We start from the raw sequence: 25,918 nt of genomic DNA on the forward strand, positions 1-25,918 counted from the left end.
ACGTGTCAAACAATCCCGAATTCACTCTTGCGCTGAAGGGGGCGTCCACAGATGGAAAGCGGTCCTTCTGACGAGCCGCTCGACGTCCCTTCCAAGCGTCACGCCCAATCCGTCGACCAACGCCTCACCGCTCTCGCGCATCGCCGCCGCGATATGGGTCAAGTCGCCCTTTCCCCACATCGGTTTGTTGGGGTTCATGCTATCGCAACGGTCGATCTGAACGGTTACTCCCTCAGGCAGGGCGGATCGTCCGCTAATCGACGCCGCCCTCGGCAACCAAAGCGTCCACCGCGCCGTCGAAGGCAATAAACAACACGCAGGGTTCGGCGCTGACGCAGGTCGCGCGATGGGCGAGGCCTCCCGGTCCGAAGGCATACGTTCCGGGTGTCAGGGTCGCCTCCGCTGCGCCGCGATACTTCACAGTCAACCGCCCGGAAGCCAGCATCATGCGCTCCGCGCTCGTGTGGCTGTGATCCGGCAGGGTCTGGCCAGGCGCGACCCTGAGCAGGACATCGGCACCCGGTCGCGCCGGATCGCCATGTAGGACGGCCAGTTCGCAGCCTTCAGGGAACACCGAGGGACAGGGCGACCACGAGAGCGCCGGGCTATCGTAGGCCATGGCTAAGGGGCGTTCTTGGGCTTGAGCGGGGGCGGCCAGCAGCACGAGGACTGCAAGAGCGGGGATGGGATGGATGGACATGCTCAGACTCCTTGGGCGTGAGGTTGGTCAAGAGTTCGGTATGCGGGAAAAAACTCCAAGGCGCCGAAATTGGCCGCAGTTTTTCTTCTGCTCAGAGGTCGGATCGCCTCGTCTCATGGAGATATTTCTCCCAGATCGTCGAGTATGACGGAGTATTTTACGCCAGTTCTTCGGTGCAGTGAGTTTTTACACGGCCTCGGTCGGAAGCGGACTGCCGCCTGAGGGTGGAACGGGGACCGTCCGGAGCGATCTAAGACTGAATGGTCCTCGCCGAGAACCGTCTCCACGCCAAGTTCTGGTGAAGGCGTCCGAAGCCATTCCTGGCTTCCGAAAGACCGAACTGCTGTTTTCAGCCGGTCACTTCCAAGACCATGTTCGTGGGGGTTTCCGCCGCCCGGCGGATTTTGGTGAAACCTGCCTCACGGCAGACTTCGGCGAGCCGCTTTTCGCCCGCCTGAGCGCCAAGGCCGAGACCGACTTCCTGCGACAGGGAATTAGGCGTGCAGATGGTGCACGACGCCGCGTAGAAGATTTGCCCGAGCGGGTTCATGTTGTCGGCCATTGAATCCCCAGCCATGGGCTCGACCAACATAAACGTGCCGCCCGGGGCGAGCGTGTTGCGGATGTGGCGTGCGGCGCCGACGGGATCGCCCATGTCGTGAAGGGCATCAAAGATGCAGGCGAAATCGTAACCCTCTCCGGCGAAATCTTGAGCCTTGGCGACGTGGAACTCGACGTTGGTCACGCCTGCGGCTGCGGCTTTTGCTTTCGCTTCCTCGATCGAAGGGGCATGCAGATCGATGCCGTGGATCGTTGAGTTCGGATAGGCTTGAGCCATCAGCACGGTCGACGAGCCGTGGCCGCAGCCTATGTCGGCGACCTTCCCACCGGCCTTGAGTTTGGCCTCCACGCCGGCAAGCGCGGGGATCCAGTTGTCGATCAGATTAGCCTGATAACCGGGTCGGAAGAAGCGGTCGGTGCCACAGAACAGGCATTGGGGGTGATCGCTCCACGCCCGCCCGATGCCCGTCCTGAAGGTTTCAGTCGCTCTTTCATGCCCGGCGAACTGAGACACGAGCACTTGGAAGAAGCCCTGCATGCACGCAGGTTGCCCCTCGCGCGCGAAGACCAGCGCCTGTTCGGGAGTTATTGAAAACGTTCCTTCCTCGGCATGATGCTGAACGTAGCCCGCCGCGCAGACCGAGCCGAGCCATTCGTGGAGGTATTTAGGGTTGAGGCCGATCTTCGCGGCCAAGGAATCGACCGTCAATCGACCCGCGCCGTCAAGCGCGCGGAACACGCCGGCCTGATCTCCGAGGTAGGCCATGTAGAGGCTCATCGAACCCGCGACGTCGCCAATCACCTTGCCAATCAGATCGTTCAGGACGACTTCGTCTACTGCCTCGGTCATGGCATCCTCCGCCGGATCGGTTGGGATTATGCGGTTATACTAGGGCTCGACGCACCGTATTCCGACAGCATTCCGTGCGCAATAGACGGGGTCTGGACGGCTCAAACCACTCACCCGAACCCAAAGCACTCAGCGGCCGGAACCCGTCGAGGCGGCCCAACTTGAGGGCGTCAAGACGGGCGAACGAAGTAAATGAGGTGACTGTAGCATCGCCGAGCCCTTCCTTGCTGAAAGCTCCCCAGCCCGGACCCACGCGCCGACCCAGCGTTACGGCCTATCCGCCGCTTGCCCGACAACTTCCAAGCTAGAGTGGCTCTGGAAAGGTGGTGCCGCTTAGGTGACTCGAACACCTGACCCCCGCATTACGAATTATGCGCGGACCTCTATGATTGGTTTTGCCGCTTTTGGACGCATCGCCAAAAAGCCGAGTGGCTGAACGCCTTAACCTTGGCTCGGGTGGGAGCGAGCAGGACGTTCGATGAGCACGATCCCCTACTAGTGCCCTATTTTTACCCGCGATACGCACTTGGTGTCGTCCTGACGGCGACGCCTGATTTCGCCATACTACCGGACCTCATATCGGATGACATGAGCGGCCGGTCGGGACTCGCAGCATTGGTTGGAAGGTCCGCTTTTCTCACCAAGCCGCGCCAAAACTCATCCCAAAGGATCGTCGTCGTCATCGCCCCAGTCGAACCCCTCGGACAGATCGGGTCCATCGTTGTCGCTATCGTAGCCATATCTTGTCAGGCTTATCGCCCGGGTGCCGTGATTTTTGACACTGTCCATGTGCGCTTTGAAATCGATCATCCTGACTTTTTTCGCCACTAGATGATCAAACTCAGAAGAAAGCGCGCCGGAGAACGACGCTTTTGAGTAACCGGATGATTTCGCGACGAGATTCAAAAGCCAGTTATCATCAGTGGTAGATAATTTTGCGCCCAGACTTATCGGCGGTCTGCGCTTTATGGAGCCCTTTGTATAAGCATAAACAATTATTGCGCTTATATGCGAGTTTCCGTTCGCAGAAAGCTTATCAACTACGGCGTGGTCTAAATCTATATCGCATGAAATCATGAGCCACATAAGCCAGACGATTTCATGATGATTGTTAAGGGGCAGATGCCTAGAAATTAAGTCGTGGCAAGCACTTTTCCAACTATCTCTATCAATCTCACCACCCGTTGCCACCCTTTTGGCTACAAGCAGAGCAGCGTAATCAATACAATGTGGGTGATGAAAAATTGCCCGCAATAGGTAGGGCTCAATCAAGGCCCAAGACGCCTTTTGATACAGCCTAGTTTGGTCAAACGTCCGCAGGGCAATTTTTACGGGGCTGTCTGATCCAATTGATTTTGATAGGGACATCGCCTCATTAATAAACAGCAATATATCTTCAGAAGGCGCATGGTACTGCTGTCTTAGCTCCCGAGATTGCTTACGCATGCGCTGAGCCCAGATCTCGTTTAGCGGCTCCGTACCATCCATAGTTCGGGTTTTCGCATCGTTTATCTGTAAATTGAAGCGCTGAAGTGTGTCTCGCAGTGTGGAGAGCGCCGATAGTGCTTCAGGCTGACTTCCAATGCCAATATAGTAGTCATCAACGTGCCTTGCGGCACCAATCACATAGCTTTTTATTCCTTCATTGAATTCCGAATCCAAGCCGGATGCTATGAACTCACTTATTAGCCGAAATGCATCTGGACCAACAAGAACCCCTCTGGTTTCGGCTAACTGACAGTTGCGAACAAAGAAATCTAGCTTGTTAAAGTACATCTCTTTGGATGTAACAGCCTGATCTGCCTTTGCGTGGTCTATACCATGAGCTGACCAAGCGATGGAGTGGGTATAAATGCTTGGGAAAAACTGAGATATATCAGTCTTCAAAATGAATGCGGAGTGGCCGAGCTTCTGAGATGCGATGGAGGTTAATTCTGACAAAGATGGAATGACGATAGGACGATCATCAGTATCCCGACCTATCCGCGGGCTGCTTACAGAGAATGGTGAACTTTCAAAACGTTCGTTAAATATCTCCCAGTTATCCGCGATGAAGCTCGCTACATAGAAGTATGATATAGGGTTAGGAGTGCCGAAATAGCGGCGGGTATGATCGTGTTTCGTGCCGTTATACCGAATGTAATCGGTATGCCGTTTTTGGTGAAACTCTTTGCTTTTTAGGTCACGGACTAGCCCCGAGAACGCACGCTTTAGATCGACTGAGGTGAAGCATGGCGGCACCGTCTCCGGGAAAAGCCCCCGCTGAATAAGTCCCCACCGGTCCTTCACGCCATCGCCCCTAACATCAACGACAGCTCGATCATTGAGCAGCCGTGAGCCTTGAGTCGCTCGACGATGGGCCAGCAGAACGGCTCGTGGGTCTGCACGTCCGCTGCGGTCGCCATTATGCGTCAGCCCTCTTCTGTTCGCGGGCGGAGGCCGGCAAGGCCGCCATGGTGTCGGTCATGGCGACGGTCTGGACGCTGACGGTCACGACCCGGGCCAGCAGATCGACCACCGCCTCCTTGTATTCGGCGAAGCGGTAAGTGTTGAACTTCTCGCGGATGGTCGGGTCCTTGGGTGTCTTTTCCTTGTGCTGGTCCAGCACCCAGTCGATGGCCGAGCGGTCGCCGAGGCGATAGCGCCAGGCCTTTAGCGGTATGCCTGATAGCTGGGTGTCGGCGTCAAGCACGACGATGCCGTTGTCGGGATCGGACTTCAGCTTGACCACCGGCGTGGTGTCGGGCGCGCGTTTCGGATCGGGGGTGTCGGTGCGGGTCAGCGGCGCGGGCGCGGCGGTCTCATAGCCGATGTGCAGGTCCAGCAGCGCCTGACCCCAGTCACGCCAGCGCCTGAAGTCGGGATAGAGGGGGATGCGTGGGAATTCGCGCTTCAGGTTCAGGGCATAAGTCTCGCGGTAAACCGGGTCGTGCAGCACGGCATAGACATAGGCGAAGATGTCGTCCTTGCTGATCGCGGCGGCTTTACCATAACGGTCGGTGAACTGTTTCAGCGCCCAGTCAGTGATGTTGTCGAGGCGGTCGGTGCCGACATAGCGGTAGCGAGCGGCACACATTGCTCCAGCACCGGCTCCAACATAGTGGAGGTCCGGAAGGCGATCCACGGCCGCGCACATCCAAGGCTTTTGCGACGTCGGGTCTGAAAAGACGATCAACTCGTTGCGGACGTGTCGCTCGATCGGAAAAAATTCATCCTGTTGATAAACGCGGTGCGTTACGTGTCGATCGTAGTAGGTCTTCTTCGAGGTGAATGGCCGATACGCTGCGTCACGAATCCTCTCGGCTCCAAGGCGAATGGGCCGATCTTTGGAAAGCAGAGCTTCCAGTTCGCTCGTCCACTTTATTGACCGTGAAACATGGTCGGTGGGTTTTCTGAGAGCGCCTAGCTTCCCTAGCCTCACCCGGTCAGAGTTGTATGTCTCAATGAAGAACGAGATTTTCTCTCCGAGCCGTCCTTCACTGAAATCGTAGACCCAGTCGTCTCGATTTGTGGCGACGCCAAGTGAGTAGTTGCGGAAAATTGCCTTGCGGGTGGGGTGGCTCTTCCCGGCTTTTGCTTCACGCGACACAAGCGGCAAAGAACCATGGGTGTCGACGGTCGGATTTCCAAACCAGAATCCGTCAGCCGATGGGGTCACGTCTTCAAACCGAAGCGCTTCGATCGTCTGTTGCGCAATCCAGGAGAGTTTTTCTTCGCCCGATCCGGGAGGGGAAGCGACATAGCGAACGCGGCAGCGCCCGTGTGCATTCGACCGCTTCACCCAGAAGCTGATCGCCACGCCTGTGCCGATCCCAAAGACGTTGCCTCCGCCGCCTTGGTCCTTCCGCTTGTAGTCACCACCAAGATCGATCACCCAGCCTTCGGCGAAATCGCGGCCCACCACCTTGCGGAAGCCGTCAAAATTCTTGGCGTCGATGAAGCTGCGGTTGGTGATGAAGGCGACGATGCCGTTCTCCACGATCCGGTCCGATGCCCAGCGGAAAAAGCGGGCGTACATGTCATAAAGCTTGGTCTTTTGGGCGGTGCTTTCCTTGATGTAGCTATGCTTGATGCGATCGTCGATGGACGGGTAGGTCCGGTTCTTGTTGTTGTCGTTCTCGTTCTGCTGATTGGCATTGTAGGGCGGGTTGCCGATGACAACACTTATCTTCCGCCGGTTCTGTCGCTTAACCCGCTCGACGTTCTCGCCGGAGATGCCACCCAGAAGGTCATACTGTTGGTTCTGATAGACACCTAAGGCAGCGACGTTATCGAGCGTGTCGACGAAGCACAGGCTCGGAAATTCCACGTAGTGGCCACCGTTCAGGGCGGCATAGGTCGCCTCGATGTTCAGGTTGGCGACGTAGTAGGGCAGGATTGCCACTTCGTTGGCGTGGAGCTCCTCGGCGTATTTGTGCTTCAACTTTTCCGGCTGGCCGCTGAAATGTTCCAGCAGTTCGACGATGAAGGTGCCGGTGCCCGTTGCGGGGTCCAGGATTTCGACGTCGCGGTCGATCAGGTTCTTCTTGAAGTGTTTCTCGCACAGCCAGTCGGCGCTCTCGACCATGAAGCGGACGATCTCATTGGGGGTATAGACGACCCCCAGCCGGTCGGCGGCCTTGGCATTGTAGACCTTGTAGAACCCCTCATAGATCGCCTTGAGGAAGCCCTGCTTTTCGCTGTGTGACTTGATGAGGGCGGCGGCGGATTCGATGGCCGCATAGTAGGTAGAGAGTTTCGACAGGGTGCGGCGGCGCACATCCCCGGAAAAGAAGGTGTCCTCCAGCGCATACAGTGCCTGTGCGACATTGTTCTTCCTGTGGAACTCGTCGTCGCCGAACACCTTTGCGAAGATGTTTTCGGTCAGGATGTGCTGGATCAGCATTTCCCGAACATCCTCCGCCGTGACCGACGGATTGATGGTCTCCTTCGCCTGTTTCAGGAACGCGGCGGCGGCGGTCTGGAAGGCCGCGACATTGGCTTGGGCGGCGTCGATCTGTTCTCGCAGGATGTCCAGGACGGGGGGCAGATCAACTTTGAACTGGGCGACGGCCTTCTTGAAATTGGTCGTCTCCTCGCGCTCGTAGCCGAAGAAGATGTCCAGCAGCTTCCCCAGTTCCGGGCCATCGGTGACGGAGCAGTCCATGACGAACTTGCCGTGCTGCCACAGGACCGCGCGGTGGGTGTCCTCGAAGACGATGTTGGTCTTGGGGTAGCCGCGCCGGAACTTTTTTTCGATCTCAACGTCGAGGTCGTCGTCCTCGTCCTTGGCCTCCCAGTAGCCGATGGGGAAGCGCTCCAGCATGATCGCGCCGTCGACGCGGTTGTTGACTCGCGCGGTAGTGGTGAAGGCGTGCTGTGGGATGAAGGTGAAGCCCAGCGGCCGGGCCCAAGCCTTCAGCAGATCTTTGAACGCCTCCGACGTGACGCCCTCGGTTGTGCCGCCGATGCGGCGAAGGGTGGCAAGCTCCTTCAGATAAGCGTTAATCAGTTGCTGGCTCATACATCCCCCAAGCCGCGTAACTTCGCCTCGTTTGGGTGACCCGTGCAAGTCGTCGCACCGATCAACCGCGATGGTCCGGAAGTTAGGGCCGGCGGGCGATGTTCGCAGCGCTCCTCGTGAGCCTCCGCGGGAGCATTGGGTTACCGCTACCCGCGGTCCACGCCGGGCGCCTGATTAGATATCGATTTGATTGGGCAGCGACCCCGCCAGCTCAGCCAGCAAGTCATTGGGATCAAGGCCCAAGGCTCGTGCCAACACGATGAACTCGACGATGTCGATGCGACGTTCTCGGTTTTCAATCTTGGAGATGAATGACCGTGGCTTGTTGATGCGTTCGGCCAAATCTCGTTGCGAAAGACCACAGCGCTTTCGCACCGCGACAAGCTGGCTGACCGCTGCCTCATAGGCCGGCGATGTAACCCAAACCCTCCGCATCCAGTCACTTTCAAACAGCGTGACCGCTTGCTAAGGCTCAGTTCAGGCGCACCCATCATGGGTGCGAGAAGCGGCCCGGCGGCGCGAAAGCGGCAAGGGGCGGGGGTGGGTGGCGTGACTACACTCTTCAAGACTGCGGCGTTGATCGCGACCGTTTGCTTCCTGCAGGGCTGCGGCAGCGGTGACGGCCAATATGAACTCGGTGACGACCCCTGCACCGGCGTTGACCCTTCAGCAGGCGGCGTGAATCCCACCGCCTCAGATGAGGACCTGCGGGCCCAAAGTGAGGCGCTGAGACGCTCCACCTACTGGATGGAAAACCCGGATTTGTCAGCACCGCGCGCCTGTGCCGCCGCCCGGCGTGCTGTAAGCCTAGCCCCGGCAGAAACGCCCTCCGTAGGGGCCGGGCAAGCTCAACGGCCGCCAAGTGCGCCCACCCTACCGCCGCAGCAGGCCGCCAACGGGGCAGAGCTGGCGACCATCCTCAACCTCAATGGCCACCTGTGCGCGCGCGTAGTTAGCGCGAACCGCCTGACGGTCGGCGGCGGCCGAGTGTTCGAGGTGACTTGCATTGAGTACCGAAGTGGGTCGGGTACAGTTCGCTACCAGATCGACACGAGGCAGGACCCGCCACGCATCTTTGGGGGCTAGCGACCAGTGACGATCACCGAACCGACAGCCGCTTGCCCCAAATGCAGCAGCACCCAACTGACGGTGGCGGGGAAAGGATTTGGCGGAGCCACGGCCTTTGTCGGAGCCGCCCTCATGGGGCCAGCAGGACTTCTAGCGGGCTTTTTGGGAAGCGGCGACGTCCGCATAATCTGTTTGGTCTGTGGGTCGCGCTTGAAGCCTACTGCGCTGAAAATCCTTCAGCCGCCACCAGAACCATCGCCCCCCAAAGAGTTGACTGAGGCCGAACTAGAATACGAGGCAGAGGTCGAGAGGAGGCTTGCGCGGGACGCTCCGCGCCTCGCGGCAGAAGCTGCTGCCTACCAAGCTGAAATCGACGCAATCATCGCCGAGAAGGGCTTTACCCAATCCGATCTCGCGTACTACGGGACCGATGCTCTCGTCAGGCCAGTTCTACAGGAGCGATGGCGCGAGGCTGACGAGAAGCGCGTCGCCGAGAACATTAAGGCGGAAAAAATGCGCGTCGCGGAGCGCCGTCAGATGGCTGTCGCGAGCGGGTTTGATCCGGACAGTGTTCCGTTGGTCGCCCCGATCCGAACCGGCCCGGAGGTTCAGCCGGGACTATTGAAATGGCCGCCCTGGACGAAGCGCCCCTAGCCGTTATCAGAGCGGCTGAGCCCGGGCGCTTAGCCGCTGGTTTCGACATTCATTGAAGAACGAAGAAGGCCCGCTAATCCGTCCTGATTGGGCTTTCGCTGACGACGACCCTCACCCTATCAAACTTGAGTTTGGAGGGTGTCATGCCGCAAATCCGGCTCACGAAGCGCAACATCGACCTGATTGAACGGCCTGCCTCCGGGCAGGTCCTATATTACGACACAGACCTAAGGGGCCTCGGCCTACGGGTCGGTACCCGGTCATCCAGCTACTTTGCTGAACGGCAGGTTCGGAGGCGCACGGTGCGGGTCACAATTGGCCAAGCGGCGCTTATGGTCCCAGAAATCGCACGTAAGCGGGCCCTCGGCATTCTGGCCGAGATGGCCGATGGCAACGATCCAAACGAGGCCAAACGCACCGCCAGAGCGACAAGTCTATCCGTCGATCAGGCCTTTGAGCGGTTTTTTGCCGGCAGAACGTCGCTAACGGCAAACACCCGTATGCACTACGGCCGCAGCAACTCATTCTACCTCAAGGCTTGGGCGAACCGCCAACTCGGCGAGATCACCCCAGAAATGATCATGGCCTGCCACCGCCGCATAAGTGAGCAGAATGGCCCCACCACCGCGAACAACGTGATGAGGCATCTGCGGTCAGTCTATAACTTCGTCTCCGCTACGGTGGGCGAATTGCCTCCCAACCCTGTGGTCGTGCTCAGCAAGGGTCGCCTTTGGCATATTGAAAAGCGACGGCGAACCCTTATCCCAATGCACGCACTGCCGCGTTGGTTTGAAGCGGTCGAAAACGAAACCGAAGATGCGAGGGATTTCCTCAAGATTGCCCTGTTCACAGGCATGCGTCGGTCTGAGGTGACCGGCCTGCGCTGGGAGCACATCGACCTTGTAAGCGAAACGCTCACAGTCCCCATGACTAAGAACGGTGAGCCGCTAGAGCTGCCGCTGTCATGGTACCTCATGGACCTGTTTATCGCTCGCCGGCAGCGACTGCCGGAAGTAGAGTGGGTCTTCCCCGGGCGCGGCACCACCGGTCATCTCAAGGAGGTGAAGACGTTTTCAGCCCGGGTCTCCAAGGCATCGGGCGTCGCGTTTACGGTCCACGACCTGCGACGGACGTTTGTCACCATCGCCGAGAGCTTGGACATTCCTGCCTACGCGCTAAAACGTTTGATGAACCACCGAGCCAACAATGACGTCACCGGCGGTTATATAGTCATCAACACTGATCGGTTGCGCACACCCGTGAACCGGATCGCAGACAGGATTTTGGAGTTGGCGCAATGACCGAGGTTGGAACGGACCCGTTCGCCCGTCCCGAGCGCTTTGTAGACCGAGAATTTCCTACCGAACGCAGTCCCTTTTTCTCGTCGTTCTTGGAAAAGCTGGTCGTGGGGATCGTTAATGCCCACCCAGAGACGCCGACGGAAACCGAAGACGAGCGCCATCTCCGTGTACGCAGGGCGGTTACAGAGTTGTCGGGGCACAGATCAACCGGGGCGACTAAAAGCTATGATCTACCTGAGACCTTCAACGCCTTTCTTACGTCCAAGCAGAATGGCATCGTAGCATTGGAATCCAACGCTCAACGGCCCAACCTCTCGTGGACTCTGGATGCCGAGGTTGAGAACCGCGACTTCAAAATGCAAGTGCCGCGTGACGCATCTTTGACGTATCTCGCGGATCGTGCGGCGGCTAAGCGCAGAAATCCAAATGTCTTCGCAGAGACTATCCGAAAGCGGCTCGGACAGAGCGAATACCGAAACTACCTTGTTGACGTTCTGGATGGCCGGGTCGCTGGTGAAGAGGCTGAAATGAAGGCGGATTTGGACGCCATCGCCGAAATTCTGGGCCGTTGGAATATCCGGGCTGATATCGATCCGATCGCCTTGGCCTTGGCTAGCTACTGGACGGAAAAGGCCGAGGATCAAGGGTCGGGTCAGAACCCGGCCACTTAATACCCAACACCAAGGCCCTAGCCTGTCCTAGTTGGATGGCTCCCTCAAACAGGAGCCAACAAATGCGACCTCAACCCTCCCCTCTTCTCCACGAGCGCGACGCGGCAAGAATGCTCGCCATGACGCCAGCATGGCTCCAACGCCATAGATGGCTCGGTACTGGGCCAAGCTACATCAAACATGGGCGGGCGGTTCGTTATGAGCTCGCGGCGCTGGAAGACTGGATTGCCAATCATCGCCGGCGCGGCACTGAGGTGGCGCGATGAGCAATCAGAATGGCGGGGTTGAAGGGCTCCTCCTGCAGATAGCAGAGCTAGGAAACTCAACGCTACACTCCGTCCGCCATGAGGACGGCGAGAAGGTATCATACCGCCCCGTACATCGGCCTCCGGAACTGCCTGATGTTCGTCGTCACCTCAGCACGAGCAAATCTGTTTCGATCTATCCTTTGCGCGGTGCGCAGACTCGCATCGGCGTGCTCGACTTCGATGTGCATCACGCGCGAGCTGACCCGGAAGGCCCCCGCAAGGCAGTGCATGCTGTGCAGTCAGAGCTAAGGAGGCTTGGACTGCGATTCATGCTCGTTCGTTCTAGCGGCGGCCAAGGCTCACACTTCTGGATCCTGTGGAAAAAGCCGCAGTCGGCCGCATTCGTGCGCCGACTATTGATGGCCGTGCTGCACAGAGCTGGACTGAAGGCTGGTGCTCGCGGCGTGACCGCTGGCCACGTGGAGGTGTTTCCCAAACAGGATGTCGCTCCGCCGAAGGGCGGCAGCAGCATCTGCCTGCCGTTCAGCCGTCAGTCCGCCCCATGGAGCGACGATCTTAGCGACGTCGTTCCTTTGGACGAATGGACGCCACCGATGCTTGAGGCGCTCTTAAACGCTGACATCGATCCCGCTGCCCTACCCGCCAACCCGCCGACAAAGAAAACGAGCTCTAGCCGCCGCGCTCCGCCACCGATCGGGGTCGCTGCCAGCATGCTCGCTGTGATCCCGGCAGATGAGTATGACGAGTGGATCATGGTCGGAATGGTCCTCCACCATGGCTATGGTGAAGAGGGGTATGGGACATGGCTTGAGTGGTCGCGAACCTCCGACTCTTTCGGCAGCGACCAAGATTGCGAGTCCCGCTGGTCGTCATTCGGTGCCCGCCGTGGTGTTGGTATCGGAACTCTGTTTCACTTGGCTCGCAAAAACGGCTGGGTGCCCGAGGGTGAGGCGGATGCCTTTGCTGAGGTCAACGCCCGTTACATGATCCTTGGCGCGGGCAAGCGCCCATCGGTCATCGACGAAAGCCCGCAGGACCCAGACGGCCTGAGTGTAATCGAACTGCTGGGGCCGGAGAGCTTGCGGTCGCGGCTGAGGGCATATCCGTACGAGCCTGAAGGCCGCAACGAGCCGCAGGACCTCGGGGATGACTGGTTGAAATCGCCGCAGTCGCGCCGTGTTGAACGCTTGATCTTTGACCCATCCAAAGAACCGGGAGTTCACGGTGCGAGCTACAATATGTGGCGCGGCTTTCCGGTCGAGCCGGTGCCCGGTGACTGGTCTCTTTTCAGAGCGTTCGTCGAGGACGTAATCGCCTCAGGCAATCCGGAAACGGGGCGGTGGCTGCTAAACTGGATGGCATGGGTGGTGCAGAATCCAGCTGAACCAATAGGCACTGCGCCGGTACTGCGAGGGCTTCCGGGAACTGGAAAAGGCTTCTTCGCAAACATGTTTGGAGGCCTGTGGCGGCCTCATTTCGTCACCGTGACATCACCGGAGCACGTGCTTGGGCACTTCAACGCATATCTGATGGGGCGGCGGCTGATCTTCATCGACGAGGGCACATTCGGGGGCGATCGCAAACGGATTGGTGCGCTTAAGACCCGCCTCACCGAGCCTGTGATCATGATCGAGCAGAAGGGCGTCGATCCGATTCAAATGCCGAATCGAGCATGTTTTATTGTGGCCTCGAACGAGGAATCGGTAGTGCCAGCCGATTTGAATGACCGCAGATGGATGATGATCGAGGTGTCCGCCCATCGGCGTCAGGACAAAGGCTACTTCGGGTCGATTGCGCGCCAGATGGCGGCAGGTGGGTCTGCAGCAATGCTTCATGACCTGTTGAACTGGAACCTAAGTGAGGACCCAGACCCGCGAGAAACATTACCCAACAAGGCCCTATTTGGTCAGTTTCTGCCGACTGCAGACCCGGTTCTCAGATATCTATTTAACCTCTTGGACCGCGGTATTCTCCCGGGCTCAGGCGTGGACGAAGTTGCGCGCACTAGCGTGGCTGATTTGGTCGCAGACATGCGTGACAGAGAAGGCCACTACGGGGCGACTGACAGCGCGCTGGGCAAAAAGGTTCGTGAGATCCTTGATCCCATCAGCGAAGGCCAAACAGGTCGTTTTACCGATCACTTCGGGCGATCAAGACGGACCACCGTCTACCGTTTCCCAGCCCTACCGGAGGCGCGCAGGCGCTATCAGCGGCATGTTGGTATGCAAATAGATTGGACTTCACCTCCCAAGGACTGGCAGCCCGACTTGCCGGCTTGACGGTGCAGGCGCGCAGGGCAGGCAAGGCAAATAACCCCCTGTGCGCCCAGCACAGGCCCCCGTGTTTTCCTTGAGGGGGTGGAAGAGTAAAATGCCTTGCCTGCCCTGCAGCCTTGCAAGATCACCCGGAAAAGTTATCGCTCACGAGGTGGGCCGTTTTGACAGGGGAGGGCCATACCCCCCATGGGTCCCCTTCCTCCTACGATCCTGACAACCCATACGGACGGCCGCCTCATTCGTTGGTCGCTCTTGCTCAAGCTGGCCGATTTGCCCCTTCTGCCGGTGATTTCGGCTCAGTCAGGTCGTGAGGGAGAAAGCGGCTAGCGCGCTGTAGCGCTGTTGCATTGGCGGTGCTGCTACCGGCCAGCGCACCAGCGCTAATCCGGAGCTGGGCGTATCCTCAAATGGCGATGTGCAGCCGCTGCGCAACGAGCCCCTGCCGCTCCCTGCCGTGGTGCGCGCGGACGTACCACAATGACCGAAAGGGCCTGACGCGACTTGCCCCTCGGTGATGCAGAGTTCAGCGTTGCGTTTTCCATCGCAGACGCTCGCCATGACATCCAACCGCATACCCCCGGCGATCATCGGGACCGTCGCTCCCATTCTGAGTCAGCGATACAGTCACGACCAATTGGACGCCCTGTTTATGAGCGCGGGGTTTCCAGGTGATCCTCCAGAGCGCAGCAAACCCGCCAAGGTCATGGAATGGCTAAGGCGTGCAAACGCGGAGTGCGAGGACGACGCCCTAGATCGGTTCGCGAGGCTGATTGCGGAGTTCATGGACACGGAGCCCGCTGCCGTTCATCGGACCCTGTGGTCTGGCGAGGCGTCAGAGGACGCCGCCGATCCCCGTGAGACTGTGCTCGACTGCCTAAAGCGCGAGGGCCTGACCTACCGACGAGGCGGGTACATCGTGGGTGGGACCCTCTCAGGTCCGTCCAAATCTCTCGCCGAGCGGTTGGCGAAGGACGGCGTAGTAACTGTCGAGACTGAGTACCAGCGAGCCTACGAACAGGTCGAGAGCGATCCGCCTGCTGCCGTCACTGCTGCCTGCGCGATCCTTGAGGCGGTCTGTAAGACGTATCTGGCAACCGAAGGCCACCCTCTACCGAACAAGCAGGTGTTGGGAACCCTGTGGTCGGAAACGGCGGCCCACCTCGGTCTGCGTCCGAAGGACGTCGCCGACCTAGACCTCAAGCGCATTCTGTCCGGCCTCTCCAGCATCGCAGATGGCGTCGCCGCTCTACGGACGCACCGAGGCTCGGCGCACGGTCACTCCGACGGAGGGACAGAACGCAAACCCTACCGGTTGGCCGCGCGCCATGCCCGTCTCGCCGTTCACGCAGCCCACACCATGGCGCTCTTCGTTCTGGAAACGTGGGAAGCCCGGCGCGGCCCGAAAGTGGGGGCTAGCCGGTAGTCCCGTCGCCCTTCGCCTTCTGGCCGAACAGGGGTCCAACATCGTCGTTGGCGGCCTTGTCGCGCACCGTCTGGGACTTTTCGGAGCACACCTGATCCCAGATCGAGAGCGTCTCTTCCGTCATCGCGGCCAGATCCTCGTAGCTGATCAGCTCGACCTGCGGCACCACCAGTTCAATCGACCGGGGCCGGTCCTTGGGGGCGGGGAAGCGGATGATGCCGAGCTCAATCTCCGCGTACTCCGCTCCCAGTTTCCGGATGCGTTCATGGGCGACGGATGTCGAGAACCGCTGACCCAAAGCCGAGTAGCCTGTCGAACGGCGGAAGTCCGTGTTGACGACGAGGAGCCGATCCTCCCACCGCAATACCGCATCGGCCCAGTACGTCGCGCTGTAGCCCGCAGCAAGCCGCAACGGAGCGAACTCCTCCTCGACCACCACAATCTCGTTGTCCCGGATGAAGTCGAACAGCAGACCAATGACCTCGGCGTTCGAGTCTCCCTCGTCGTCGCTGCCAGACACCTTTCGGACGGCGGCCAACAAAGCGTCCTTTGAGGGGCTCGCGACAATCATCGGAAGCGCTCGCTGAATGTTCAGGGCGTCTGGAAGGTGCAGCCGGGCGGGGCGGTAGGAGATCGGGGACCAGCCCGACCGCATCCCTCGCAACGCTCGCCATTTGTCGTTCGTCGCCATGGGAGCGACACGAGCGAGGTCGGTTTCAGGCAGGCGGGCTTTCGTCAACGACATCTCCAATCCGATCATCGGAGCGGACCATCACCATGTGGCGATGGAATCGCTCCCTGATCAGAATATCAGAGATACGTAAGCCGAAGCGAGTCCGAGTTCCGCTTTCGTTCACAACCTCGTGCCAAGGCCCCCCGCGAGCGTGGGAGATGCGAACGAGGCTTGATGCGGGCTGCCGCCCGAGCGCAGCGAGAACTTCGTCGAGGATCTCTACGGCGGCGGCGTCCACCGGCGCTGCCAGCGCGATCCTAGCCCCTGTGCGGAAATCCCGCCCCATAGCCTGCTCGCTGATGGCCACCCGTCCCGCCCCCTTGAACGTTGCGTAGAGCAAGGGGTGGACCGGCCCAAACTCCCAAGCCTCGAAGTAGCCATCGACGAGGGGGCGATTGTGCCGCCGGAGCATCAAGCCGTGAGCGAAATAGATCAGCTTCTGCAGCGCGAGATTCGTGACTGCGATGCCGTAACCGTCAGCCCTCGCGAGCAGGAGGTTCGCCACTGCTCGGGCGTCGTGAGCGCACTGGTTCACCGGCAAGCTGCTCATATGGCAAGGTTGGCCTAAAACGACGGAGGACGGAAGCCGCTCGCTCTAGATGGCCGGTGATCCCTTGTCACAAGGTGAAAGTGTTACCCCTTAAGGCGCGACATGTACCACCGGTCTGAACGATTTCGGACGTCAGCTAACTGATAATAGTAAGTTTTTAAGGGCGTGGGTGGTGCCGCTTAGGTGACTCGAACACCTGACCCCATCATTACGAATGATGTGCTCTACCAGCTGAGCTAAAGCGGCTTAAACCCTACGTATCCACTACTAAATCCCAACCCCGAAAGCCAACTGACTGGAACACCACCGGAAAAAGCGGCTGACCCGCTACTTACGAATGCGATGCTCTACCAGCTGAGCTAAAGCGGCCTTGGCGCGGCGGATGGAGCCCGTCCGCGCGAGAGGCGCTCTTTATACGCGACGCAGGGGATTGCCAAGCGCCGCGAGCAGGGCGTTCTCATCGGGCGTCAGGGCGAGGCGAATCTCGAGGCCGGAACGGTCGCCGAGGGGGTCCGCCGCCGCCGCTGACAGGGCGAAGGCCAGCTGGCCGGCGAAGGGGCCAAGGGCGGCCAGCGCCCGGGCTGCGCGGGCGGAATGGACCAGAACGGCGTCGAAGGCGGCGGGGGCCGCGGCTCCGGTCTCGACGGCTTCATAGAGGGGCAGCGCCCGGGCCTCGACGCGGTCCCGCAGCAGGGCGGGCAGGTCTCCGGCCGGCTCCAGGGCGCCGGGAACCAGCAACGGGCCGACCGCAGGCCCTTGCGCGCTCAGCAGAGCGGCGAGGCTGTCGAGATCACCGCTCGCCGACTGAACCCGGGCGAAACCCGCCGTCCGCGCCGCTCCGGCGGTGGCGTCGCCGACGGTGAAGACGGGGCGGGTCCGGTCCGAAGTCAGGGATGCAAAGGCAGCGACGCCGTTGGCGCTGGTAAAGGCCAGCGCGGCCACCCCGGTCAGGTCGGGCGCAGCCTGCGGGATCGACCGGGTGGCCAGCAGGGGCGCTATGACGGGTTCAAAGCCGAGGGCGGTCAGACGGTCGGCGGTGCGCGTGGCGCCCGGCTCGGCGCGCGTGACCCAGATGCGGCGGATCGCCGTCAGGGCTCGACCCGCTGGTCGCCGGCCATGGCGTGGACCTCGGCGCCGAGCCGCAGGCCGAGGGCGCGAGCCTGATCAAGGGCGTCGGCCGCGGCGACGTCGCCGATCTCGCCCGAGCGGCGCCAGCGGGCGGAGCCGTCCGGCGCCAGCATTTCCGTGGTCAGACGCAGCCGGCCGTCGGCGATCTCGGCATGGGCGCCGACAGCCGTGCGGCACGAACCCTCCAGCGCGGTCATCGCGCCGCGCTCGGCTGCTATCGCCAGCGCCGTCATCGGGTCATTCAGCGCTGCGACCCAGGCCGCGCCGAGGTCCTCCGTCCGGGTCTGAAGCGCCAGAGCGCCCTGTCCCGGCGCGGGCAGGAAATCGTTCAACGACATCCGCTCGCGGATCACCTCTTCGAACCCCAGCCGGTTCAGCCCCGACACCGCCAGCAGGATGGCGTCGAACTCGCCTTCGGCCAGTTTGCGCAGCCGGGTGTCGACGTTTCCGCGCAGCATTTCGATGGTCAGGTCGGGCCGCAGCGCCAGCGCCTGGGCCTGTCGCCGCAGCGAGGCTGTGCCCAGCCGCGCCCCGACGGGCAGGTCAACGAACGATGCGAAGGCCTCGCTGACGAAGGCGTCGCGGGGGTCCTCACGCGGCGGGACGGCGGCGATGCACAGACCTTCGGGCTGGTCGGCGGGGACATCCTTCATCGAATGAACGGCGACGTCGACGCGGCCTTCCGCCAATGCTTCCTCGATCTCCCTGGTGAACAGCGCCTTGCCGCCGATCTCCATCAGGCGACGGTCCTGCACCCGGTCGCCGGTGGTGACGATCTCGACCAGGGGCACGGCTTCGGGGAGGTCGGCGTCGGCGACGCCGAGGGCCCGGCCGATGGCGCGCTGCATCATGCCCGACTGGGTCAGGGCCAGTTTCGAGCGGCGCGTGCCGATGCGGACGAGAGGGGCCATGAGTCGTTGCGCCATGAATCGTTGCGCCTGGGGGAAGGGGTCGCTACCTCGACCCGATGGAGAGGTCCGCCGACTATAGCAGCGATGGGAGCCGGGCAACCGCGCCTCTCACCGTGCTCGGCCTCGAGACCAGCTGCGACGAGACCGCCGCTTCGGTGGTGCGGCTGTCGGCGGACGGCGAAGCCACGGTCCTGTCCTCGGTGGTGCACAGCCAGATCGACGACCACGCGGCCTATGGCGGAGTCGTTCCCGAGATCGCGGCGCGCAGCCATGTCGAGATGATCGACGGCGTCGTCCGTCGGGCCATGGAAGAAGCGGGTATGACCTGGGCGGAGCTGGACGGGGTCGCCGCGACCGCCGGGCCCGGCCTCGTCGGCGGCGTCATGGTCGGCTTGAGTTTCGGCAAGGCGGTCGCCCTGGCCCGTGGCCTGCCGCTGATCGCGGTCAACCATCTGGAAGGCCATGCGGTCTCGGCCCGGCTCTGCGGGCGGGCCGACTATCCCTTCCTGCTGCTGCTGGTCTCCGGCGGTCATTGTCAACTGCTGGAGGTGCGCGGCGTCGGCGACATGACGCGGCTGGGCACAACCATCGACGACGCGGCGGGCGAGGCCTTCGACAAGATCGCCAAGGCGCTGGGTCTCGGCTATCCGGGCGGTCCGGCGCTGGAGAAACTGGCCGAGGGCGGCGACGGGTCGCATTTCGATCTGCCGCGCGCGCTTCTGGGGCGCAAGGACTGCGACTTCTCCTTCTCGGGCCTGAAAACAGCCGCGGCGAGGCTGGCCCAGACCTGCGAAACCGACCAGCAGCGCGCCGACCTCGCCGACGCGGTCCAGACCGCCATCGCCCGCCAGCTCAGCGAACGCTCGGATCGCGCGCTGAAGGCCTGGGCGGAATCCCACGCCCTCAAGCAGCCTCGCCCCGCGGGCGAGGCGGTAGGGCAAGCCAAAGGCCTTTTCGTCGTGGCGGGCGGCGTGGCGGCGAACCGGACGGTCCGCGCGACGCTGCAGGCGACAGCCGAGAAAAACGGATTCGCCTTTCTGGCCCCGCCCATGGCCTACTGCACGGACAATGCGGCGATGATCGCGCTGGCGGGGGCGGAACGCTTGCGGAAGGGTCTGGTTTCGGACATCGACACCGCCGCGCGGCCGCGCTGGCCGCTCGACGAACACAGCGCGCTCAACGATCCGACGCATGCGCCGGGCCGCAAGGGCGCCAAGGCTTAGGGACGACGCATGCAGTTCAAGACCGCGGGAGTGATCGGCGCCGGCGCCTGGGGCACGGCCCTGGCCCAGGTCGCCGGCTGGGCCGGCCTCGACGTCCTGTTGCAGGCGCGTGAGCCCGAGGTGGTTGAGAGCATCCGCGCGCGCCGCATCAATGAGGCCTTCCTTCCGGACATCGTCCTCGACCACCATGTGTCTGTGACGGCCGATCTGGCCGACCTCGGCGCCTGCGACCTGATCCTCGCCGTGCCGCCGGCGCAGCATATGCGCTCGACTCTTGCGGCCTTCGCCGCCCACCATCGTCCGGGCGTGCCGGTGATCCTCTGCTCCAAGGGGATTGAGCGCGGCTCGCTGAAACTGATGACCGATGTGCTGGCCGAAACTCTGCCGGCGGCCCCGGCCGCGGTCCTGTCCGGTCCCAGCTTCGCCGGCGAGGTGGCGCGCGGCCTGCCCAGCGCTGTCACCCTGGCCTGCGCCGACGAAGGGCTTGGTGAGGAGCTGATGTGGACCCTGTCGGCGCCCGGGTTCCGGCCCTATCTGGCCACCGATCTGATCGGGGCCGAGGTCGGCGGAGCCATCAAGAATGTGCTGGCCATCGCCTGCGGCATGGCCGAGGGCCGCGGCCTGGGGCGCAGCGCACACGCCGCCCTGATCACCCGCGGCTTCGCGGAAATGACCCGGATGGGCGTCGCCCTCGGCGGTCAGGCCGAGACGGTGGCGGGCCTTTGCGGCCTCGGCGATCTGGTGCTGACCTGTTCCAGCCCCCAGTCGCGCAACATGAGTCTGGGTCTCGCGCTCGGTCAGGGGCAGACGGTGGAACAGGCGCTTGCGGGCAAGCGATCCGTGGCCGAGGGCTATGAAAGCGCGCCGGCGGTGCGCGAGCTGGCCGCGAAGATGGGCGTCGACATGCCGATCTCTCTTGCGGTGGCGGCCTTGCTGAACGGCGAGACCACTGTCGAGGCGGTGATCGACAACCTGCTGTCCCGCCCGCTGAAGGCCGAACGGCACTAGATGCAAAACAAGAGATCCGCTCATCCCGGCGAAAGCCGGGACCCAGTTCTGTCCAGCTTGACGCCGGCGTCTCAGGACGACCGAAGAGACATCGTCCCAGCCCTCCGTCATCCAGAGCACTGGGTCCCGGCTTTCGCCGGGATGAGCGGGAAATAATGAGCGAACGCAAACGCGTCTGGATCACGCCCCCCGGCGTGGCGCTGTGCGCCGAGGCTGACATCGCCGATCCCGGCTCGCGCGGCTTTGTGCTGCAGATCGGCGAGGCCTTCTTCCACGGTTTTGTGGTGCGCAAGGCCGGTCAGGTCGCCGGCTATGTCGATCGTTGTCCGCATCAGGGCTTTCCGCTGGCGATCGAGCTGGACCGCTATCTGGTTCCGGACGGGTCGCTGATCCTGTGCGGCTGGCACGGGGCGGTGTTCGAGCCGCTGTCCGGGACCTGCGTCGGCGGTCCCTGCGCCGGGGCCCGGCTGACGCCCTGGCCGGTTGCGGCCTCGGGCGGGATCATCCGCACCGCCTGACGCCGGTCAGTCCGGGTTGCGCAGCAGATAGAGGCCGAAGCCGATATAGTCGCGGCCGAACTCCATGATGGCCTGCACCCGGTCGGCGTTGAACCGGATCGAGCCTGCTTCCGGCGCCTCGGGGTGGGCCTCCACCCAGGCGCGCGCGGCGGCGATCGAGTCGGCGGAATAGGCGTCGAACACATCCTGCGGCGAAATCCGGCCGTCGATGACCTCGAACCCGGCGGAGAGCGCCGCGGCGCGCCAGCCGGCGTCGTCGGTATAGAGGTTGGTGGCCTCGGTGATCTGGCGCAGCGGGGCGGGCGGCTCCGCCAGCCAGACGACGTCGCCCCACAGCAGCCAGCCGCCGGGCTTGAGGCTCCGGCGCAGGGCGATGAAGCCGGCCTCGGGCGTCGGCCGGCCCTCGCCGCTGATGTCGGTGGTCCCCAAGGCTACGATCAGGTCGACGGGTTCCATTCGCGCCAGCGCCTCCGCCGCGCGCGCGACGGTCAGCGACACCCGGCCCCCGGCGCCGGCTGCCGCGATCCGATTCCGGGCCAGCTCGGCCATGACCGGATCCAGCTCGATCGCTGCGACTGTCAGAGCGAACCTTTGCGCCAGCTGAATGGCCACCGTCGCATTGCCCGTGCCGATGTCGATCGCTGTCGCGCCGTCGCCCAGGCCGGTGCGCCCCACCGCCGCCTCGAGCGCGGCCAGCTCCACGCCGTTGCAGACCTCGCGGACCTCATAGGCGATGCGCTGGAAACTCATACTCATCCGCGTTTGTCTCCCGCCCCGCGGGGCCGGGCAAGGGGCGCGAAGGGGAATAGCGCTTTGTTTCCTCCCATTCGCTGCGCGAAGGGGGGAGGAGACGTGACGCACTGCTGACAAGCCGCCGATTGTCAGCACATCGCGGGCCGCTAACCCGCTGACTTCCCACACCTTCCAAAAATTACAGCGTCCCCAGCCCGCCACAGGAACAGCCCCTCCTAGACTCCCTCCGTCCCGTCGCGGGGGAGGCGCAGAGGCCTTGCGTCCTTTGGCGGCGGGATGTGGAGAAGCGGGGGCCCGGTTCCCGGCTGCCAGAGCAAGGCAGCCAACGCCCGGGGTCTGATAACCAAACGGATGTCAGGGGCGAGGGGGATACTCGCCCGGTCCGGGGACCGTGTCGCAAGCACGGCCCGCCCGCCGGAGGCGCTGCGGTAAGGCGATAAAACCGCCACCGGACGCAAGCTTCCGATCAATCTCCGCGCGGAGCGTTCGTCTTTCGTCGAAACGGTATTCCATCTGCCTCTTCCGGGCGAAGGCCCGGACGCTCCGCACGCCTCCCGACCATCGACGCCTCGTAATCAAGTACTTTACAATACAAAGTTGATGTGCCATCAAGGGGCGACATCTGATCCAGGCCGGAACGCTTGCGCTTGCGGCCCTGCTGCCGGCCCTGTGGCTGGACCTTGGCCGCCGACTCTGAAAGGACCTCGACCCCATGACCGAGACCAACGAAGACCCCGCCGCCGATATCGCCTGGATGCGCCGGCTCGCCGAGGAGGGCGCCGGCGCTCCCATGCAGGGCGCCTCCATCCTCATGTCCGCAGGCCTCATCTACGGCTTCGCCGCCTTGGCGCACTGGGCCCAGATCGGCGGTCTGATAGACGTCCCCGGCGTCGTCGAGGGCGTTGTCTGGCTCATCGCGACGGGACTGTTCTTGGTGGTCCTGACGGTGGTGATCATGGGCCTGAAGCGAAAAGCCGGCGTGGTTACGGCGGGAAACCGGGCGTCCAGCACGACCTGGAGCGCCTTGGGCTGGGGCATTTTCGCCCTGTTCGCCTCGCTGGCCGTGCTCGGTTACCGGCTTGGCGAGGACGCGGCCATGCTGGGCTTGGCCTTGTCGCCGTCGATCATCATGGTCTTCTACGGCATCGGCTGGGCCGTAACCGCGACCATGTACCGGAACCGGATGCTGTGGTGGCTGGCGGGCGGCTCCTTCGTGGCCGCCCCCGTGCTGGCGTGGATGGCGGGGCAGGATGCGCAGTACCTGGCATACGCCGCCGCCCTGTTCCTGCTGATGGCCCTGCCGGGCTGGCTGCTGATGCGGCAGGCGCGGGCCTGATCCCATGACGGACGAGTTCGACATCAACCGGATCGACGATGTCATCCACGGCAGGGTGCGTCTGGGGATCATGGCTGTGCTTTCCGGCGTCGAGAGCGCGGACTTCAACACCCTGAAAGCGCGGCTGCAGACCACGGACGGCAATCTGTCGGTCCATCTGCGCAAGCTTGAGGACGCCGGCTTCGTCGCCGTGAGCAAACGGTTCGAGGGTCGCAAACCCCTGACCGAGGCGACGATGACGCCGGTCGGCCGCAAGGCCTTCGTCGCCTATCTCGACGCCATGCAGGGTCTCGTCGGCAAGGCATGACGGCAGGGCGGTGGTTCGCATCGGGATGGTCGTCTAGACAGGGCGAATGACCGGCCGCATCCACCGCTTCGACGCCCTCGACAATTTCCGCGACTACGGCGACTACGCCACGGCGGCCGGACGACAGGTCGCGCCGGGCCGGTTGTTCCGGTCCGGCCATCAGGCGCGGGCCACCGAAGCCGATCTGGATCGTCTCGGCGTCCTGGGCATCGCCACGGTGGTCGATCTGCGCCGCCCGTCCGAGCGCCGCGACCAGCCTTCGAAACGGCCCCCGGGCTTCGCCGGCGCGGTGATCGAAAGCGCCCATGACGACGGTGGCGAGGCGCCGCATATGACCTTCCTGCGCACCGCCGACCTGACGCCCGACTCAGGCCGGCGCTTCATGACCGACACCTATCGGCGGCTGGCCTTCGAACCGTCGCACCTCGACCTGTTCGCCCGCTATTTCCGCGCCCTGGGCGAGGCGGACGGCCCGGTGTTGATCCACTGCGCCGCGGGCAAGGACCGTACGGGGTTGCTGGCCGCCCTGACCCATCATCTGCTGGGGGTCCACCACGACGACATGGTCGCGGACTATCTGCTGACCAACACCGCCGTCGATCTGGAAGGCCGTGCGCCCGGCATCGCCCGCCAGCTTGAGGCCATGACCGGCCGCGCCGCTTCCCATGACGCCGTGGTCGCCTTCCTCGGGGTCGAGGCCGTCTATCTGGACACAGCCCTGGGCGAGATCGCCGCCCTTCATGGCTCGACCGACGCCTATCTGGAGCAGGCGCTCGGGGTCGATACGGCCCTGCGCGACCGGATCGGCGCGCGGCTGGCGGCGTGACGATGGCGGCGCGCTCCGTCGAGGTCCGCGAACGGCCGTGGCGGGATCCGCTGGCGGTCGCCGCGGGCCTGCGCCGGCTCGAAGGGCCGCTGGCCCTGCTGTCGGACGGCGGCGTGCTGGGCCGCTGGTCGTTCGTCGCCGCTGAACCGGACCGTGTCCATGTCGGGACGACCGGACTGGGCGGGACGCTGGACCTGTTACGGAGCCCTGACTTCGCCGCTGGCGTGGTCGGCTTGCTGGCCTATGACGCCGGAGCCCGCGCCGCGACCGGCCTGCGCGATCCGGTCTGGCCCGACCTGATGCTGGCCCGCTATCCGGCCATGCTGGCCTTCGACCATCAGGGAGGCGTGGTGCGGGTCTTCGGTCGGGGCGATGATCCGGACGCCGCGCGCGCCGCCGCCGACCGCGCCGGGAGCTGGCTGGCCTCCGCGGTCGATTCGACCTGTCCGTCGGCCCCCGCCGATGCCTTCGCGGCGGAAGAGGCGCCGGAGGCCTATCTCGCCGCGGTCGCCGATGTGGTGGACCGGATCGCGGCGGGTCAACTGTACCAGGCCAATATCGCGAGGGCCTGGACCGGAGGGTTGAAGCCCGGCGTCGATCCTTTCGACGTCATGCTTCGGCTGGCGGACCGGGCCGCGGCCTACGGCGCCTTCTGGCGCCTGGGCGACCGCGCCGTGGTGTCCAACTCGCCCGAGCTGTTCCTGACCTTCGACCCCGACAGTCGCCGGATCGAGAGTCGGCCGATCAAGGGCACCCGGCCGCGCGATCCTGATCCTGACCGGGACTCCGCGCTGGCCGCCGAACTCAGCGCCAGCGCCAAGGACCGGGCCGAGAACCTGATGATCGTCGATCTGATGCGCAATGACCTGTCGCGCGTCGCGGAGCCCGGCTCGGTTTCCGTCACGGCGCTGTTCGAGGTCGAGAGCCATCCGACCGTCCACCATCTGGTTTCGACGGTCACCGGTCTGGCGCGCCCTGGGATTGGACCGGCGGATCTGCTGGAGGCGACCTTCCCTCCCGGCTCCATCACCGGCGCGCCCAAGCATCAGGCGATGAAGATCATCGCCGGGCATGAGCCGCCGCGCGGGCCATGGTGCGGCAGTCTGTTCCATATTGAGGACAACGGCCGGCTGACGGCCTCGGTGCTGATCCGGACGGCCTCGTTCGAGCGGATGGAGGGGCGGTGGCGGTTTCGCACCCTGGCCGGGGCCGGCATCGTGGCGGACAGCGATCCGGCCGCCGAATTGGCCGAGACGGAGGCCAAGATCAGGGCGCTAAGGGAAGCGCTGACCGGGCTCTAGAGCGGGACTCGTTCACACGGAACCGTATCCGGAGTTGACGAGGTAGTT

23 protein-coding genes and 1 tRNA gene are annotated in these 25,918 nt (G+C 63.0%); 13 read left to right on the forward strand and 11 right to left on the reverse strand.

Annotated elements, in window-relative coordinates:
• Positions 1-253: 253 nt before the first annotated feature.
• From ACTIEW_RS15295 to ACTIEW_RS15315, 5 genes are all read right to left on the reverse strand, one after another.
• Complete coding sequence (locus ACTIEW_RS15295) at positions 254-700, reverse strand: cupin domain-containing protein (RefSeq protein ID WP_439478762.1); 447 nt, start codon at positions 698-700, stop codon at positions 254-256.
• A gap of 349 nt (positions 701-1,049) precedes the next feature.
• Complete coding sequence (locus tag ACTIEW_RS15300; protein WP_439478763.1) at positions 1,050-2,111, reverse strand: class I SAM-dependent methyltransferase; 1,062 nt, start codon at positions 2,109-2,111, stop codon at positions 1,050-1,052.
• 657 nt (positions 2,112-2,768) lie between these two features.
• The gene (locus ACTIEW_RS15305; RefSeq protein ID WP_439478764.1) at positions 2,769-4,400 is read right to left on the reverse strand and encodes an RNA-directed DNA polymerase; all 1,632 of its coding nucleotides are present in this window, start codon (positions 4,398-4,400) and stop codon (positions 2,769-2,771) included.
• A 115-nt stretch (positions 4,401-4,515) separates the two neighbouring features.
• Entirely contained in the window at positions 4,516-7,614 is a 3,099-nt protein-coding gene (locus ACTIEW_RS15310; RefSeq protein WP_439478765.1) for a type ISP restriction/modification enzyme, read from the reverse strand.
• Positions 7,615-7,788: 174 nt separating this feature from the next.
• Entirely contained in the window at positions 7,789-8,049 is a 261-nt protein-coding gene (locus ACTIEW_RS15315) for a helix-turn-helix domain-containing protein (RefSeq protein ID WP_439478766.1), read from the reverse strand.
• A gap of 657 nt (positions 8,050-8,706) precedes the next feature.
• On the opposite strand from ACTIEW_RS15315, the gene ACTIEW_RS15320 reads away from it, so the two are divergent.
• The 6 genes from ACTIEW_RS15320 (at position 8,707) to ACTIEW_RS15345 (ending at position 15,276) form a co-directional block, all read left to right on the forward strand.
• Complete coding sequence (locus tag ACTIEW_RS15320) at positions 8,707-9,336, forward strand: hypothetical protein (RefSeq protein ID WP_439478767.1); 630 nt, start codon at positions 8,707-8,709, stop codon at positions 9,334-9,336.
• A gap of 143 nt (positions 9,337-9,479) precedes the next feature.
• Positions 9,480-10,637 carry a tyrosine-type recombinase/integrase gene (locus ACTIEW_RS15325; RefSeq protein WP_439478768.1) on the forward strand — a complete coding sequence of 386 codons (1,158 nt, stop codon included), beginning with the start codon at positions 9,480-9,482 and terminating at the stop codon, positions 10,635-10,637.
• Entirely contained in the window at positions 10,634-11,308 is a 675-nt protein-coding gene (locus ACTIEW_RS15330) for a hypothetical protein (RefSeq protein ID WP_439478769.1), read from the forward strand. The genes ACTIEW_RS15325 and ACTIEW_RS15330 overlap by 4 nt, the downstream gene beginning before the upstream one ends.
• Positions 11,309-11,418: 110 nt before the next feature.
• Positions 11,419-11,574 carry a hypothetical protein gene (locus ACTIEW_RS15335; protein WP_439478783.1) on the forward strand — a complete coding sequence of 52 codons (156 nt, stop codon included), beginning with the start codon at positions 11,419-11,421 and terminating at the stop codon, positions 11,572-11,574.
• Positions 11,571-13,856 carry a DUF5906 domain-containing protein gene (locus ACTIEW_RS15340; RefSeq protein WP_439478770.1) on the forward strand — a complete coding sequence of 762 codons (2,286 nt, stop codon included), beginning with the start codon at positions 11,571-11,573 and terminating at the stop codon, positions 13,854-13,856. The genes ACTIEW_RS15335 and ACTIEW_RS15340 overlap by 4 nt, the downstream gene beginning before the upstream one ends.
• Before the next feature lie 553 nt (positions 13,857-14,409).
• Positions 14,410-15,276, forward strand: a complete 867-nt coding sequence (locus ACTIEW_RS15345; protein WP_439478771.1) for an abortive infection family protein — start codon at positions 14,410-14,412, stop codon at positions 15,274-15,276.
• Here the strand turns inward: ACTIEW_RS15345 and ACTIEW_RS15350 are convergent.
• The 5 genes from ACTIEW_RS15350 to hemC form a co-directional block, all read right to left on the reverse strand.
• Positions 15,266-15,814 carry a hypothetical protein gene (locus ACTIEW_RS15350; RefSeq protein ID WP_439478772.1) on the reverse strand — a complete coding sequence of 183 codons (549 nt, stop codon included), beginning with the start codon at positions 15,812-15,814 and terminating at the stop codon, positions 15,266-15,268. The two genes, ACTIEW_RS15345 and ACTIEW_RS15350, sit on opposite strands and share 11 nt — an antisense overlap.
• A gap of 178 nt (positions 15,815-15,992) precedes the next feature.
• Complete coding sequence (gene socA, locus ACTIEW_RS15355) at positions 15,993-16,559, reverse strand: type VI toxin-antitoxin system SocA family antitoxin (protein ID WP_439478773.1); 567 nt, start codon at positions 16,557-16,559, stop codon at positions 15,993-15,995.
• A gap of 170 nt (positions 16,560-16,729) precedes the next feature.
• A tRNA-Thr gene (locus ACTIEW_RS15360) sits at positions 16,730-16,805 on the reverse strand.
• A gap of 165 nt (positions 16,806-16,970) precedes the next feature.
• Positions 16,971-17,651, reverse strand: coding sequence for a uroporphyrinogen-III synthase (locus ACTIEW_RS15365; RefSeq protein ID WP_439478784.1), 681 nt, complete (start codon positions 17,649-17,651; stop codon positions 16,971-16,973).
• Positions 17,648-18,598 (reverse strand): hydroxymethylbilane synthase, encoded by a 951-nt coding sequence (hemC, locus tag ACTIEW_RS15370; protein WP_439478774.1) that lies wholly within the window; start codon positions 18,596-18,598, stop codon positions 17,648-17,650. Before hemC ends, ACTIEW_RS15365 begins: the two co-directional genes overlap by 4 nt.
• A 56-nt stretch (positions 18,599-18,654) precedes the next feature.
• Between hemC and tsaD the strand changes: the two genes are divergently transcribed.
• The 3 genes from tsaD to ACTIEW_RS15385 all read left to right on the forward strand — a co-directional run bounded on the left by tsaD (position 18,655) and on the right by ACTIEW_RS15385 (position 21,347).
• A complete protein-coding gene (gene tsaD, locus ACTIEW_RS15375; RefSeq protein WP_439478775.1) occupies positions 18,655-19,821 on the forward strand; it encodes a tRNA (adenosine(37)-N6)-threonylcarbamoyltransferase complex transferase subunit TsaD in 1,167 nt (388 codons plus the stop codon).
• A 9-nt stretch (positions 19,822-19,830) separates the two neighbouring features.
• Entirely contained in the window at positions 19,831-20,829 is a 999-nt protein-coding gene (locus ACTIEW_RS15380) for an NAD(P)H-dependent glycerol-3-phosphate dehydrogenase (RefSeq protein WP_439478776.1), read from the forward strand.
• Between the two features lie 155 nt (positions 20,830-20,984).
• Positions 20,985-21,347 (forward strand): Rieske (2Fe-2S) protein, encoded by a 363-nt coding sequence (locus tag ACTIEW_RS15385; RefSeq protein ID WP_439478777.1) that lies wholly within the window; start codon positions 20,985-20,987, stop codon positions 21,345-21,347.
• A 6-nt stretch (positions 21,348-21,353) separates the two neighbouring features.
• Here the strand turns inward: ACTIEW_RS15385 and ACTIEW_RS15390 are convergent, their stop codons facing one another.
• Positions 21,354-22,103 (reverse strand): SAM-dependent methyltransferase, encoded by a 750-nt coding sequence (locus ACTIEW_RS15390; RefSeq protein ID WP_439478778.1) that lies wholly within the window; start codon positions 22,101-22,103, stop codon positions 21,354-21,356.
• Positions 22,104-22,812: 709 nt separating this feature from the next.
• Between ACTIEW_RS15390 and ACTIEW_RS15395 the strand changes: the two genes are divergently transcribed.
• From ACTIEW_RS15395 to ACTIEW_RS15410, 4 genes are read left to right on the forward strand one after another with little or no spacing between them, the layout of a single operon-like run.
• Entirely contained in the window at positions 22,813-23,436 is a 624-nt protein-coding gene (locus tag ACTIEW_RS15395) for a hypothetical protein (protein WP_439478779.1), read from the forward strand.
• A gap of 4 nt (positions 23,437-23,440) precedes the next feature.
• Entirely contained in the window at positions 23,441-23,743 is a 303-nt protein-coding gene (locus ACTIEW_RS15400) for a winged helix-turn-helix domain-containing protein (RefSeq protein WP_439478780.1), read from the forward strand.
• A 46-nt stretch (positions 23,744-23,789) separates the two neighbouring features.
• Positions 23,790-24,569, forward strand: coding sequence for a tyrosine-protein phosphatase (locus tag ACTIEW_RS15405; protein WP_439478781.1), 780 nt, complete (start codon positions 23,790-23,792; stop codon positions 24,567-24,569).
• Between the two features lie 2 nt (positions 24,570-24,571).
• A complete protein-coding gene (locus tag ACTIEW_RS15410) occupies positions 24,572-25,870 on the forward strand; it encodes an anthranilate synthase component I family protein (RefSeq protein ID WP_439478782.1) in 1,299 nt (432 codons plus the stop codon).
• Positions 25,871-25,918: the final 48 nt, after the last annotated feature.

This window comes from Brevundimonas sp. (assembly GCF_051860745.1).
Taxonomy (GTDB): domain Bacteria; phylum Pseudomonadota; class Alphaproteobacteria; order Caulobacterales; family Caulobacteraceae; genus Brevundimonas.